The organism is Leyella stercorea, assembly GCF_019052365.1.
Lineage (GTDB): Bacteria > Bacteroidota > Bacteroidia > Bacteroidales > Bacteroidaceae > Prevotella.
Map to the genome: position 1 here is coordinate 1 of NZ_JAHQUY010000071.1, position 14162 is coordinate 14162.

9 protein-coding genes are annotated in these 14162 nt (G+C 51.5%); 2 read left to right on the forward strand and 7 right to left on the reverse strand.

The annotated features are described in order from the left end of the window. Positions 1-83: 83 nt before the first annotated feature. From KTQ90_RS10835 to nadB, 6 genes are all read right to left on the reverse strand, one after another. Positions 84-1523, reverse strand: a complete 1440-nt coding sequence (locus tag KTQ90_RS10835) for a sodium:solute symporter (RefSeq protein WP_217318447.1) — start codon at positions 1521-1523, stop codon at positions 84-86. Between the two features lie 164 nt (positions 1524-1687). After that, positions 1688-2635 (reverse strand): thioredoxin-disulfide reductase, encoded by a 948-nt coding sequence (gene trxB, locus KTQ90_RS10840; protein ID WP_217318448.1) that lies wholly within the window; start codon positions 2633-2635, stop codon positions 1688-1690. Positions 2636-2856: 221 nt separating this feature from the next. After that, the gene (locus KTQ90_RS10845; protein WP_217318449.1) at positions 2857-3405 is read right to left on the reverse strand and encodes a glutathione peroxidase; all 549 of its coding nucleotides are present in this window, start codon (positions 3403-3405) and stop codon (positions 2857-2859) included. A gap of 308 nt (positions 3406-3713) precedes the next feature. Further along, a complete protein-coding gene (locus KTQ90_RS10850; RefSeq protein WP_217318450.1) occupies positions 3714-6068 on the reverse strand; it encodes an outer membrane beta-barrel family protein in 2355 nt (784 codons plus the stop codon). 267 nt (positions 6069-6335) lie between these two features. Further along, on the reverse strand, positions 6336-6719 hold the full coding sequence (locus tag KTQ90_RS10855) for an FMN-binding protein (protein WP_217318451.1): 384 nt from the start codon (positions 6717-6719) through the stop codon (positions 6336-6338). Between the two features lie 10 nt (positions 6720-6729). Then, positions 6730-8319: an L-aspartate oxidase gene (gene nadB / locus KTQ90_RS10860; RefSeq protein ID WP_022158294.1), complete on the reverse strand. Its 1590-nt coding sequence runs from the start codon at positions 8317-8319 to the stop codon at positions 6730-6732. Between the two features lie 244 nt (positions 8320-8563). Here nadB and KTQ90_RS10865 point away from each other — a divergent pair, with 244 nt between their 5' ends. Further along, a complete protein-coding gene (locus KTQ90_RS10865) occupies positions 8564-9409 on the forward strand; it encodes a Cbp1 family collagen-binding glycoprotein adhesin (protein WP_217318452.1) in 846 nt (281 codons plus the stop codon). Between the two features lie 311 nt (positions 9410-9720). Here KTQ90_RS10865 and KTQ90_RS10870 read toward each other — a convergent pair whose 3' ends face one another. Continuing rightward, positions 9721-11721: an OPT family oligopeptide transporter gene (locus tag KTQ90_RS10870; RefSeq protein WP_217318453.1), complete on the reverse strand. Its 2001-nt coding sequence runs from the start codon at positions 11719-11721 to the stop codon at positions 9721-9723. A 237-nt stretch (positions 11722-11958) separates the two neighbouring features. Between KTQ90_RS10870 and KTQ90_RS10875 the strand changes: the two genes are divergently transcribed. Continuing rightward, the gene (locus KTQ90_RS10875; protein WP_217318454.1) at positions 11959-14052 is read left to right on the forward strand and encodes a M6 family metalloprotease domain-containing protein; all 2094 of its coding nucleotides are present in this window, start codon (positions 11959-11961) and stop codon (positions 14050-14052) included. Positions 14053-14162 lie beyond the last annotated feature (110 nt).

Consider the following 14162-nt stretch of genomic DNA (forward strand, 5'->3'; position numbering starts at 1 on the left):
CGTTTATGCGACTGCGTCGCATTCTTCTGCAAACTTAGAGTGAAATCTGTGGGAGTTTTTACATCCTAACGTATAGTGTGAAATCAGTGGGAGTTTTCATGTTTCTTTGCGCTGTTCGTAGCCCACATCCCTGCGAACGTGAACGCTCCGTTGATCATGAGCAGCTCGTAGCCGAAGCGATAGCCCCAGAGATGCTGCGCGGTGATGTCGAGAGCGTAGCAGAGTAGGGGTGAGGCGAGGCAGACGTATGGCACGAGGCGGTCGTTGACGGCGCGGCGCGTGAGCAGACCGAAGGCGAACAGACCCAGCAGCGGACCGTAGGTATATGAGCAGAGCACGTAGATGGCGTCGATGACGCTCGTAGAGTTGAGCATGCGGAACAGCAGTATGAACGCCACGAACACCACAGCGATGCCCACATGCGCACGGCGGCGCAGACGCTCGTCTTCGGGACGCTCGCAGATGTCGACGCAGTAGCTCGTGGTGAGCGCCGTGAGCGCCGAGTCGGCACTGGAGAACGACGCCGCAACGATGCCGATGGTGAAGAACACCGTGACGATGGTGCCCAACGCGCCCGTAGCCGCGAACATCGGCAGTAGCTCGTCGCCAGCCGCAGGCAGCGGAGTGCCCTCTTTCTGAGCCAGCATCATAAGCAGCACGCCGAGTGCCATGAACAGCAGGTTGGCGGGCACGAAGGCGAAACCATACGTACACACATCCTTTTGAGCCTCGCGTAGCGATTTGCACGTGAGGTTTTTTTGCATCATGTCCTGATCCAAGCCCGTCATCACGATGGCGATGAAAGCTCCGCTGAGCAGCTGCTTCCAGAAGTTCTGCGTCGACACCCAGTCGTCCCACACGAACATGCGGCTGTGCTCGTCGGCAGCCACCGCCTGCACGGCTTCGCCCACGCTCATGCCCAGCTGCTGCGTCACATTATATATAATAAGGAGCAGCGCAGCGAACATGCAAGTGGTCTGGAACGTGTCGGTCCATACCAGCGTCTTGATGCCGCCGCGGCGCGTGTATAGCCAGATGAGCAGCGTCATGCTCACGACGGTTATGGGGAACGGCACGCCCACGGCGTCGAACACGAAGCGCTGCAGAATGATGCAGACGACGTAGAAGCGCACGGCGGCGCCCGTCATCTTCGACGTGAGGAAGAACCATGCGCCGGTCTTGTACGACCGCTTGCCGAGCCTCTCCTTCAGATACGAGTAGATGGTCGTTAGGTTCAGCCGGTAGTAGACGGGCAGCAGCAGGAAGGCGATGGCGAAGTAGCCGAGGATGAAGCCGATGCAGGTCTGCACGTATGTCATATCGGTGCGCATCACCATGCCCGGCACGCTCACGAACGTGATGCCCGAGATAGAAGCGCCCACCATTCCGAACGCCACCATGTACCACGGCGAGCGTCGGTTGGCGCGGAAGAAGGTCTCGTTGTTGTCGCCGCGCCGTGCGGTGAGGCGGCTGAAGAGCATGAGAGCCGCGAAGTAGGCGGCTACGGTGAGGAGGATTGTCATGTTTTGGGTTGATTTAAAACCAGTAGCGGAGGTCTCCGGCCTCCGCAGCACCAAGTCGAATACTATCAAACTGGTTGCTACGGAGGCCAAAGACCTCCGCTATTGAAATTTATAAAGATGTTTCATTTGGTGCTGCGGAGGCCGGAGACCTCCGCCACTTTTCTTTACAGGTTGTGCTCAGTGAGCCAGCGCTCAGCCTCGAGCGCAGCCTTGCAGCCTGAGCCTGCAGCCACGATAGCCTGACGGTAGTTCGGGTCGGCGCAGTCGCCGGCAGCGAACACGCCCTCCACGTTAGTGCGCGGCGTTCCGTCGATGGTCTTGATGTAGCCAGTCTCGTCGCAGTCGACGAACGGGCGGAACACGTCGGTGTTCGGCTTATGACCGATAGCGAGGAAGAAGCCGTCGATAGCGATGTCGTAGCGTTCCTCGTCGGGCTCGCCCTTGCGCTTCACGAGGTGAGCACCCTCCACGCCGTCCTCGCCGAAGAGTCCGAGAGTGTTGTGCTCGTAGAGAATCTCGATCTTCTCGTTCTCCTCTACGCGCTTGCGCATTACGTCAGACGCACGCAGGTAAGGCTTGCGCACAATCATGTACACCTTCTTGCAGAGACCAGCCAGATAGAGAGCCTCCTCGCACGCTGTGTCGCCGCCGCCCACTACAGCAACGGTGCGCTTGCGATAGAAGAAGCCGTCGCATGTGGCACATGCGCTCACGCCCTGTCCGTTGTACTTCTTCTCGTCGTCGAGTCCGAGGTATTTGGCGCTTGCTCCGGTAGCGATGATCACGGTGTCAGCCTCAATCTCGACGCCCGTGTCTGTGGTGAGCACGTATGGCTTCTTCGAGAAGTCGACCTTTGCGATTGAGCCTTCGCGCATGTCTACGCCGAAGCGCAGAGCCTGCTGGCGCAAGTCCTGCATCATCTGATTGCCGTCCACGCCCTCGGGGTAGCCGGGGAAGTTCTCTACGACGGTAGTCTGTGTGAGCTGACCGCCAGTCTGAATGCCGCAGTATTCTACCGGGCTGAGGTTGGCGCGTCCAGCGTATATTGCAGCAGTGTAGCCTGCCGGACCGCTGCCCACGATGAGGCAACGCACATGTTCTCTATTTTCCATTTCTATTGATTTTATTACAAGTTGTTATGTTGAGATGTTGTGGTGTTGAGATATGTGGGGTTGTATGTGGTGTTGTAATGTTGTTATGTTGAGGTGTTGAGATTTGTGGTGTTGTGGTGTTGTTATGTTGTGGTGTTGACATATCTCACCATCTTTCATATCTCACCATCTCACCACCTCAACATAACAACTCCACACCTCTCACCATCTCACCACCTTTCTTACAGCAGTTCTTCAATCTGCTTTGCGATATTGTCGAGGCTCTCTGTCGGTTCGAATCGAGCCACTACCATTCCGCGCTTGTTGATGAGGAACTTTGTGAAGTTCCACTTTATGTCGGCTGTCTCCTTATAGTCGGGCGCATCCTTGGCGAGCATCTCCTCGAGCACCGGAGTGAGCTTGTGTGCAGGGTCGAAGCCTGCGAACGACTTCTGCTCCTTGAGGAACTTGAAGAGGTCGTCGGCGTCGTCGCCGTTCACCTTCACCTTCTTGAAGCGCGGGAACTCGGTGTTGTACGTGAGCTTGCAGAACTGGTGTATCGACTCGTCGGTGCCGGGTGCCTGTGCGCCGAACTGGTTGCACGGGAAGTCGAGCACCTCGAATCCCTGCGCATGATACTTCTCGTAGAGCTTCTCCAGCTCCTCATACTGCGGTGTGAAGCCGCACTTTATGGCTGTGTTTACGATGAGCAGCACTTCGTTGGCATACTCCTTCAGCGACACGCTTTTACCCTTTCTGTCTTTCACCGAGAAATCATAAACAGTCTTCATCTTTCTTTTCTTTATTTGTTTAATGTGTTCTTTTGATATCCTTTTACCTATTGGGGGTGCTGTTTCTTTAGTTTCGGGGTGCTGTTTCTTTGTTTTCGGGGCGTTGTCTTAAACTTTCGAGGCTTAGACTTTAATTTTACAAAGGTAACGATTTTATTGCACATTCCTCAATATTTGTTCCCATTTTTTCAACTTCTTAACTCTGAGGCTTATAGACTACGCGTCGTGCTCCGTCCGCCGTCCAATCAGATTCCATCCGCTGCCCGATGGCAATGTTTGTCGGTGTGCGAGGAGAAAACTGAGCGAGACTACAATCTATTCAGCACATTATCCACACTCTTTACTTTATTCTTGCGCGAAGTTTTGTTGATATTGTATTTGAGGTAAACAGAAAAGTATCGCGAGTCGATATTGTTCCTCTGTAAATTGTTGATATTTAAATATCTCACTTTCCAATCAGTGTTCTCTGTACGGAATATGTCGTTGCAAGCAATATTCAGTTGCATCTTCTTGTCGAAGAAGCTGAAAATAACGCCAGTGTTGGTGCAAAACGAAGGGTCTTGCTTGAAAACCGCATCTTCTGTTTTGCTGGTATAATTCATCCTGACGTAACAGTTTATATTCTCTCGTATGCGATAGTTGTAATTAGCGGAAGCATAAATAGAGGTATAAAAGCGATTTCGGTCAACCGCTAAATTATCCGATAGGTTCTTTTGTGCTAAGAATGCGCTGTGAAGCCCTATCTGATGCCTACCAAACCGTTTCGTAAGGTTCGCTCCGATGTTTATTAGGTGTTTCTTCGCTATGTTGATCGGAATTATCTTTATGACTTTCTGATTGGTGGCGTCAGCCATCGACACTTCCTGTATTTCGTTTCGTATAAGCGAGTATTCTGCATAAATGTTCAGAGCATTGCCGTATAATGCGCTTAATGAGATGTTGTTAAAATAAACTGGTTTCAGTTTCGGGTTGCCGATTCTGTAGCTATACTTGTCGTAATATGTAGTGATAGGGTTTAGTTGTTGATATGAAGGAAGGTTCATCTTCCTGTCGTATGCTAATGAGAGATTCCATTTTTGACACAGCTTTACATCCAAAGATACAAAAGGGAAAAAGCTGTTTATTCGTTTTGTTTGTTCAGCATTCTCTTTTGTATCCATGTACTTCAGCCAAACCGATTCGTATCTGACACCTGCTTGAAAACCAAATCTATTCAGTTGTTTTTTCAAGTTGGCGTAGTATGCAATCTGTTGTTCTTTATGCTCTCCCTCGTTGTCTGTCATGTTCATGGCTTCCGAACCATGGGAAGATGTGTTATTCTTCAGATTCAAATAGTCAAGACCCAAGTTTCCATCTAAAGAGCATCCAAGTTTAACCGAATAGTTCAGCTGCGCCAAATAAACGTTATAACGTCCGTTGTATTCTATGTTGAACTTATTGGTTCTTTGCTTGTCGGTATCTTTGACAGCTTGATTGTCATCTGAAGATTTGTGTATGTAGTCAAGATTGAGTTCTAAACGACTGTCCTTCCATAGCGGAAGGTTGTAGAAGAGGTTCAACCGGTTGTTCCTTTCATTGTAGTTGGAGGTTATTTCGGTAAACACCTGTTCACACAAATCTGATTCATACAAATCAGTGCAACTGTTGTTTGTAGGTTTATTGCCTGCATAATAGAAATTGTCGAATAGCTGCAAGTAGTGGTTGTCGCTGAACTCATATTTAAGTCCAAGCGAAGCGTCAAAGCCTTTTCGTCTGTTCCGTACCGACTGCTGGCTAATGTACTGTGCATTATTCGCTATATTCTGTGTCTCCGCAGTATAATGATTCAAGTCGTTGCGAAAATTCATGGCGACTCCACCGTCAAGCGTTATTTTGTTTGAACCGAGACAGAAGTTTACGTTTTCTGTATTTGAGACCTTTCTACCCACTTTTGTCCTTTGGCTTATTTCCACTGCATTGCTGTTTCTTTTCTTTGTGGAAATTCGCAAGATCGATTTATATTTGCTGTCATATCTCACGCCGGCATTTTTCTCGATAGCAACAGTTTTAATCAAGTTGACACTTAGGTTTTCTACTTCTGAAAATGAAGACACTGCACGATTGTCTATCAAAATGAGCACATTGTCTTTACCAATAAGTTTTATGCCAGAATTGTCAACCACGATTCCTGGTATGTATGCTAAAACGTCGATAGCCGAAACCATATCTGCAAGCGGAGTGCCCTCAACTTTCATTACCAATGAATTGTTTGTTCTCTTCCATATTCTATGAGAAGCAGTAACTGTTACTTCGTTCAAGAATTTCTCATTAAGTGGAAGGTCTATCTGTAAACTGACAGGTTGGTCTGAAGAAACATTAAACGAGACTTTCTGTCTTTCATATCCTACGCACGAAACTTCCAGAAAGTAACTTCCTGAATCTATCTTGTCTATCGCGAAGAAGCCCGATTTATCAGTAGTGGCTCCTGAAACAAAAGCAGAATCCACCACGTTTCTTACCACAACATTACAATTCTCAATCGGACAATTGTCATGTTGTACTTCTCCATAAACCTGCTGTCCGTAAGAACTCTGTACGTACAAAAAGGCAAGGACTGAAATGCATACAAGCAGCATCTTCCTATTTAATATAGAGTAGGCGATTCTGAAAGAACAGGAACTCATATTTTAAAACATTAGTGTCCCGTAAAATAGGACGAGTTTAATAATGAATCAACACCTTTGGTATTTTTCCTGTCGCAAAAATAGATAATAAAAATGATTGTTACAAGTCTGGAGTTAAATTTGTTTAGTATGATAGGCGCTTTTCTGTAGTAATAGTTTGAAATGGCGCTTGCGCTCTTGCAGATTATATATAAAAAAGCTGGCGCTCCGCTGCCTCTTGCAGCGAAAGCACCAGCTTTCTATATTCTTATTGCTATGTAAGAAACTCTACTTCTTGTTCTCTCGGTAGTATTTCAGTCCGCCCTTCACGTTCTGTATGAGGGCCTTCGACGAGTAGGTGGCACCGCTCACGCCGTCCACCTTCATCTGCTCAGCCTCGTCGACACTCTTGCCCACGAACTTCTTCAGCAGCGTCTCCGCCTGCGCAAACACCGAGGGAGTATCCTGGTTGGGCAGCGCCACTATCTTCTGCACCTTGCCGTTGCGGATGTATATCTTCACCGGCGTCTTGCCCTGGAAACCGCGCGCCTTCACTATCGACGTGGTGTTGACTACGGCGGCGCCCTTCTCGTATTTTATGGCGTTCTTGCTGACGCAGAAGCTCATAAGGAGGAATGAGCAGAGAGCGATGAGTAATGTTCTTTGCTTCATAATATGTTAGTTATTTCTTGTCGTACGCGTGCAGCGGATAGTCGGTGGTGTAGTGCAGTCCGCGGCACTCCTTGCGCTCGATAGCCTGTCGTGTGATGAGGTAGCCCACGTTAATCATGTTGCGCAGCTCGCAGATGTCGCGGCTCGCCTTTACGCGCTTGAAGAGCTCCTCGGTCTCCTCGTAGAGCAAGTCGAGGCGGTCCCACGCACGCTTCAGACGCAGGTCGGAGCGCACGATGCCCACGTAGTTGGACATTATCTCGCCCACCTCCTTCACGCTCTGCGTGATGAGCACCTTCTCCTCGTTGGTCATCGTGCCCTCGTCGTTCCACTCCGGCACCTTCTCGTTGAAGTCGTACTCGTCTACGTGCTCCAGCGAGTGCTTGGCAGCAGCGTCGGCGTACACCACAGCCTCGATGAGCGAGTTGCTCGCCAGTCGGTTGCCACCGTGCAGACCCGTGCAAGAGCACTCGCCGATGGCGTACAGACGCTCAATCGACGACTGTCCGTTGAGATCAACCTTTATGCCGCCGCACATGTAGTGGGCAGCCGGGCGAACGGGGATATAGTCGGTGGTGATGTCGATGCCTATCGACTTGCACTTGAGGTAGATGTTCGGGAAGTGCTTCTTTGTCTCGGCAGGGTCCTTATGCGTAACGTCGAGGCAAACGTGGTCGATGCCGTGTATCTTCATCTCCTTGTCGATGGCACGCGCCACGATGTCGCGCGGAGCTAAAGAGAGGCGCTCGTCGTACTTCTCCATGAACGACTCGCCGTTCGGCAGGCGCAGTATGCCACCGTAGCCGCGCATCGCCTCAGTGATGAGGAACGCAGGGTGAGTCTCGCCCGGATGGTAGAGCGCCGTCGGGTGGAACTGCACGAACTCCATGTCCTTCACCGTGCCCTTAGCACGATATACCATCGCCTCGCCGTCGCCCGTAGCTATGATGGGGTTGGTAGTGGTCTGGTATACGGCGCCACAGCCACCCGTACACATCAGCGTCACCTTGCTAAGATATGTGTCCACCTTCTGCGTCTCGGGGTTCAGCACGTACGCACCGTAGCAATTAATATAAGGTGTGCGACGTGTGACGCGCGCGCCGAGGTGGTGCTGCGTGATTATCTCCACGGCGAAGTGGTTCTCCTTAACGTCGATGTCGGGGCATGCGCGCACCGCAGCCATAAGGCCGCGCTGTATCTCGGCGCCCGTGTCGTCGGCGTGGTGCAGGATGCGGAACTCGGAGTGTCCGCCCTCGCGATGCAGGTCGAACTCGCCGTTCTCCTTGCGGTCGAAGTTGACGCCCCACTTCACGAGCTCGGCAATCTGCTCCGGCGCATTGCGCACCACTTGCTCTACGGCACGACGGTCGCTGATGAAGTCGCCCGCTATCATCGTGTCTTCTATATGCTTGTCGAAATTGTCGACTGCAAGATTAGTCACTGAGGCAACGCCTCCCTGGGCAAACGAAGTGTTTGCCTCGTCAAGCGAAGTCTTGCAAATCATGCACACCTTTCCCTTGTGTGCGCGAGCTACCTTCAAAGCGTAGCTCATGCCGGCAACTCCGGCACCAATAATCAGAAAGTCGTATTTAAAAACCATCTTTTCGGTATTTATTCTTAGACGTTGCAAATTTAGATAAAAAAAAGAAGACACCGCAAGTTTGTCTACCTTTTTTTGCACGGAAGAAAAAAAACGACATAAATTTTTGCTCATATTAATAAAATGTATAACTTTGCAACCACCTATTCGAACACATTGTTTCTGTAATCAGACACATATTGTCGGTATGTTGTAACCTTTTTTATTATTTCAAGCAAGTTATAACCTTTAATTTTTTAGCAATATGAAGAAAATCAAATCAGCAATGCTCATCCTGATGGTAGCCATTGGCTTCGCATCATTTGTTTCATGTGGTAACAACAAGAACGCACAGCCCAACGACGCAAAGGCAGTAGCCGAGGCGCTCGAGGACAAGGAAGTAGAGGAGATGTCGTCGCTTATCAACTCCGTTTCGCTCTGCCTCGACTCTATCCAGGTGCAGGAGAACATGATCTTCAACAATCCTGAAGGCACAACAGACAAGCAACACATGCTCGCACAGCTGCGTGCATTCAAGGACCTGCTCGCTCGCAAGCAGCAGCAGATAGCTGATCTCACAGCAAAGAGCGAGGCACAGAACAAGAAGTCGAAGAAGACCATCGCCGACCTCAACAAGATGGTAGACTATCTCAACGCACAGCTCGCCGAGAAGAGCGCAAGAATAGAAGAACTCGAGAAACTCGTAGAGACAAAGGACGTGAAGATAAACGAGCTGAGCCTCAACCTCAGCACCGTGACAACCGAGAAGGAAGGCCTCAAGGAGCAGAACGCACAGCAGGACAAGGAACTCAACACACGCTACTATGTAGCTGCTTCGAAGAAGGAGCTCAGCGAGAAGGGCCTGCTCAAGGGCGGTTTCCTCAAGAAGAAGAAGGTAAACAACGCTGCTCTCGACAAGGGCCTCTTCAAGAGCGTCGACATGCGCCACTTCAAGACTCTGAAGCTCGACTCGAAGAAGGCGAAGGTGGTTTCGGGCAACCCGGAGGGCAGCTACACTATCGAGCATAACGCCGACGGCACATCTACACTCACCATCGTAGACCCAGCCAAGTTCTGGAACGCATCTCCGTACCTCGTTATCCAGCTGTAAAGCAACGATACTATTGTTAGCCTTGTGTGAAAGCAATCAGGCTTAGCATATAAAAAATAAAAAAAGTCCGTTCAGCATTGCTGAGCGGACTTTTTCTATATATCTCTGAGGAAAAATGAGCAGTGTGAACTATCAGATAAGCAGCTATAGCTGGAAGATAGGCTGGAAGATAACTCGTTCTCAGACTTATCTTCCAGCCCTTACTATGCTTATAACATGAGAGTTGCGGCGTTTCTGGAAGATATGGAAGATTTTTTCGCCTACTCGATTCTTTTAGCAGCCAATAGTGTTTCCATATCCCCAGCGTTGTCTTATTTCTTTCCCTTTGTTGCCACTACGAAGTAGCCGATGAGGCAGCAGTAGGCTGCGAGCGAAGCCACTTCAGAGAGCGGGTTGGCAAACCATGCCTCCTTGAAAGCGTCTGATGCGATGTGAACGTCGCAGAAGCGGAGGAGGGCAGAGAGAACACCCATGAGAGCGCCACCTGCGATGAAGCCGCTGGCGAGCAGTGTGCCCTTCTCGCCGCGCTCACGGTTCACTTCTTCGTTCTTTGAACGTGAGGTGACGTACCAGTTGACGATGCCGCCAACGAGGAGCGGAGTGTTCAGCTCCAATGGGATGAACATGCCGAGCGCGAAGGCGATAGCCGGAATGTTGAAGTAGGTGAGCACTACGGCGATGACAGCGCCGATAGCGTACAGTGCCCACGGAGCACCTACGCCGTTCATGAGCGGGTCAATCACAGCCGCCATCGCGTTAGCCTGAGGAGCAGCGAGCTGTCCGCTTGCGAAGCCGTAAGTCTGGTTGAGCAGAATCATCACGCCGCCCACGGTAGCAGCCGACACGAGTGTGCCTAAGAACTTCCAAGTCTCCTGCTTCTTCGGCGTTGTGCCGAGCCAGTAGCCAATCTTGAGGTCGGTGATGAAGCCGCCTGCCATAGAGAGTGCGGTGCAGACTACGCCGCCCATGATGAGTGCTGCAACCATACCGCCAGTGCCCTTCAGACCTACAGCCACGAGCACTACCGATGCAAGGATAAGTGTCATGAGCGTCATGCCCGATACGGGGTTGGAACCTACAATGGCGATGGCGTTGCCGGCTACGGTGGTGAAGAGGAACGCTATCACGGTGACGAGCAGTATGCCTACAACCGCAAAGAGCAGGTTGCCCTCCATCACGCCGAACCAGAAGAAGATGAAGGTGATGAGGAGCGTAGCGATAGAGGCGATGGCGATGAACTTGAACGGCAGGTCGCGCTGTGTGCGTACGGTGTCGGCAGACGCCTGTGCGCCGCCCTTCATCTCGTTTGCGGCGAGCGACACGGCGCCCTTGATGATGCCCCACGACTTGATGATGCCGATGATGCCAGCCATGGCGATGCCGCCGATGCCGATGCTCTTGCCGTAGTATTTGAAGATCTGCTCTGGTGACATAGCACCGACGGTCTGCGTAATCTCAGGGTTCCAGATGTTGAGCACCTGGTCGTGGAAGAGCATGGACATGCCCGGCACGATGAGCCACCATACGGCGAACGAGCCGAGGCAGATGATGAAGGCGTACTTTAAGCCGATGATGTAGCCCAAGCCCAGCACGGCAGCGCCGGTGTTCACCTTGAACACGAGCTTTGCCTTGTCGGCAGCCACGGCGCCCCATTCTACGACGCGCGATGTGAAGCACTCGTTCCACCAATAAACGGTAGCCACGATGAAGTCGTACAGACCGCCGATGAGACCTGCGATGAGCAGCGGCTTAGCCTGCGAGCCGCCCTTGGCTCCGCTCACGAGCACCTGCGTGGTGGCTGTGGCTTCGGGGAAAGGATACTTGCCGTGCATGTCCTTCACGAAGTATTTGCGGAACGGAATCATGAACAGGATGCCGAGGATGCCGCCGAGCAGCGACGACATGAACACCTTGACGAACGAGACGCTCATCTCCGGATACTTTGCCTGCAGGATGTAGATGGCGGGCAGCGTGAAGATGGCTCCGGCTACGATGGTGCCCGAGCAGGCACCGATGCTCTGGATGATTACGTTCTCGCCCAGCGGGTTCTTGCGCTTGGCGAGTGTAGATGCGCCTACGGCGATGATGGCGATAGGGATGGCTGCCTCGAACACCTGGCCCACCTTCAGTCCGAGATAGGCTGCAGCGGCTGAGAAGAGCATCGCCATGATGATGCCCCAGGTCACCGACCATAGGTTTACTTCGGGATAACTCCTGCCCGGTTCCATCACGGGCTTGTACTCTTCGCCCGGCTTCAACTCGGTGAAGGCGTTGTCGGGCAACTGAATCTGGTCTTTTTCGTTGTTTTCCATATTGTTGGGTTTTAAGTTATGTTGTCATGTTGAGGTGTTGAGGTGTTGAGATGTTGTTGTGGTGAGGTGTTGAGGTTAGTTGATATCAACCCTACAAAGTTAGTTTAAAATTGGTGAAAAACACATCGCCATGTACATAATTATTTGAAAAACACTGAAAAATGAAAATTAAATCAGTAAATTTGCAACCGATTTAAATCTAAATTGCATTTTTATTTTATTACATCCAAATCTTATATGAGAAAGACTTTACTATCGTTGTGCATAGCTATGGCTTCGCTCTCTGTGTTTGCTGCTCCGGCAAGAAAGGGTTCGACGGTCATCAAGCTGGTCAATGGAACCGAACTGAAGGCTTCGCTTCAGGGCGACGAGTTCCTGCACTATTATCTCGCCGAGGACGGCAAGTGCTACAAACAGAACGCCGACGGGCTTTATGAGCTTATGGACGTGCCTGCGGCTCGCGAGAATGCGCGCATGAAGCGTGCTCAGATTAACAAGAACATGGGCGTAAGGCGTCAGCGCATGATGAAGGCTGGCGAGAAGAAGGGCTACTTCGGACAGAAGAAAGGTCTTATCATGCTCGTGCAGTTCCCCGACCGCTCGTTCCAAAGCGCACACGACAAGAATTTCTACGAGAATTTCGCTAATAAAGAGAACTATACCGATGGCTCTTTCAAGGGCTCCGTACGCGACTACTACCACGCACAGAGCGGCGGACAGTTTGAACTTACGTTCGACGTTATCGGTCCGCTCACAGCTCCGAAGGAGTCGACATATTACGGCGAGAACTATCCTGGCGGCGGCTCAGACAAGCACGTCGGCGAGCTCGTTGCATGGGCGCTCGAGCAGTGCAAGGGCAAGGTAGACTTCACCGAGTACGACTGGGACAAGGACGGATATGTCGACCAGGTGTTCCTTCTCTACGCAGGTCGTGGCGAGAACTACGAGGGCGCAGCCTCTACCAACATCTGGCCCCACATGTTCTACCTCCAGCACAGCGACTACGGCAAGGTGTTCGACACCGGTCAGGGCGTATACGTGAACACTTACGCCTGCAGTTGCGAGCTTAACCCCGACAAGGGCTGCGACGGTATAGGCACAGTATGCCACGAGTTCTCTCACTGTCTCGGCTTTGCCGACATGTACGACACCACCTACTCTGGCGGCTACGGCATGGACGACTGGGATCTGCTCCACTCCGGCTGCTACAACGGCAACGGCTTCTGCCCGGCTGGCTTCACAGGCTACGAGAAGTGGGTGGCAGGCTGGATAGAGCCTATCGAGCTTACGAAGGACAAGATTGTGTCTGCCATGAAACCGCTCAGCGAGGGTGGCGAGACATACATTATGTATAACGAGAACTATCGCGACGAGTATTATATTATCGACAACCGTCAGAAGACAAAGTGGGACGCATCGCTGCCGGGTCAGGGTTTGCTCGTAACACACGTAGATTATCTGAAGTCGGCTTGGGACAACAACAACGTGAACGACGACCCTACCCACCAGCGCATGACGGTGGTTCACGCAGACAACTTCATGACATACCGCAACGCGTCTTACGACACATATCCGTTCACAGAGAACGGTGTTGTGAAGAACGACAGTCTTACCGACACTTCGAAGCCTGCCGCTACGCTCTTCAACGCCAACATCGACGGATCGAAGCTCATGGGCAAGGCGCTGCTCGACATCAGGCAGAACGACGACAAGACCGTAGCTTTCCGTTTCCGCGGTCTGCCGGGCATGAACATCGACATCACTCCGGGTGCCGAACTCTTCTACGAGAGCTTCGACAGCAACACTGGCAAGGGCGGCAACGACGGCGTTTGGACAGCTACTTCCACCAGCGCATTGAAGACCGATGTTTCGGGTTGGGTTTACAACAAGGGCTATGCCGCCAACAAGTGCGCACGCTTCGGCTCAAAGGCTGTGCCGGGTGAGGCTTCTACTCCGACGTTCAACGTGCCGTGCAAGGTGCGCCTCACCTTCAAGGCGGCTCCGTATAAGGGCGACGACAACACCGTTGACGTTTACTTCGGCAACACGATGCTCGAGCGCTTCTTCATGGAGGAGGGCAAGTGGAACGACTTCAGCGTAGAGTTTGAGGGCAACGGCTACGACCGCATCTACTTCAACGGCGGACAGCGCTTCTTCCTCGACGAGGTGAAGGTGTGCGTGGCTGGCGAGACTGGCATCGAGGACGTGAATGTAGACGTGCAGACCAACGACGGACGCATCTACACCGTAGACGGACGCTACGTAGGCAACAGCTTCAACGCTCTCGGCAGAGGCATCTACATCCAGAACGGCAAGAAATACGTTAAATAACTGTATGTGCGAAGCGACGCACAGCAAGTGAAACATCATTATACGTAAAAACAATTATTGCTGTCCGCTAAAACTTTTCATACAAAATAAATTAGGGCTGACACTTCTCA

Bases quoted from the DNA above. Each gene is read 5' to 3' on its own strand.
- KTQ90_RS10835 (WP_217318447.1), bottom strand. From the start codon at position 1,523: ATGACAATCCTCCTCACCGTAGCCGCCTACTTCGCGGCTCTCATGCTC.
- KTQ90_RS10870 (WP_217318453.1), bottom strand. From the start codon at position 11,721: ATGGAAAACAACGAAAAAGACCAGATTCAGTTGCCCGACAACGCCTTC.
- KTQ90_RS10865 (WP_217318452.1), top strand. From the start codon at position 8,564: ATGAAGAAAATCAAATCAGCAATGCTCATCCTGATGGTAGCCATTGGC.
- KTQ90_RS10850 (WP_217318450.1), bottom strand. From the start codon at position 6,068: ATGAGTTCCTGTTCTTTCAGAATCGCCTACTCTATATTAAATAGGAAG.
- KTQ90_RS10845 (WP_217318449.1), bottom strand. From the start codon at position 3,405: ATGAAGACTGTTTATGATTTCTCGGTGAAAGACAGAAAGGGTAAAAGC.
- nadB (WP_022158294.1), bottom strand. From the start codon at position 8,319: ATGGTTTTTAAATACGACTTTCTGATTATTGGTGCCGGAGTTGCCGGC.
- KTQ90_RS10855 (WP_217318451.1), bottom strand. From the start codon at position 6,719: ATGAAGCAAAGAACATTACTCATCGCTCTCTGCTCATTCCTCCTTATG.
- trxB (WP_217318448.1), bottom strand. From the start codon at position 2,635: ATGGAAAATAGAGAACATGTGCGTTGCCTCATCGTGGGCAGCGGTCCG.
- KTQ90_RS10875 (WP_217318454.1), top strand. From the start codon at position 11,959: ATGAGAAAGACTTTACTATCGTTGTGCATAGCTATGGCTTCGCTCTCT.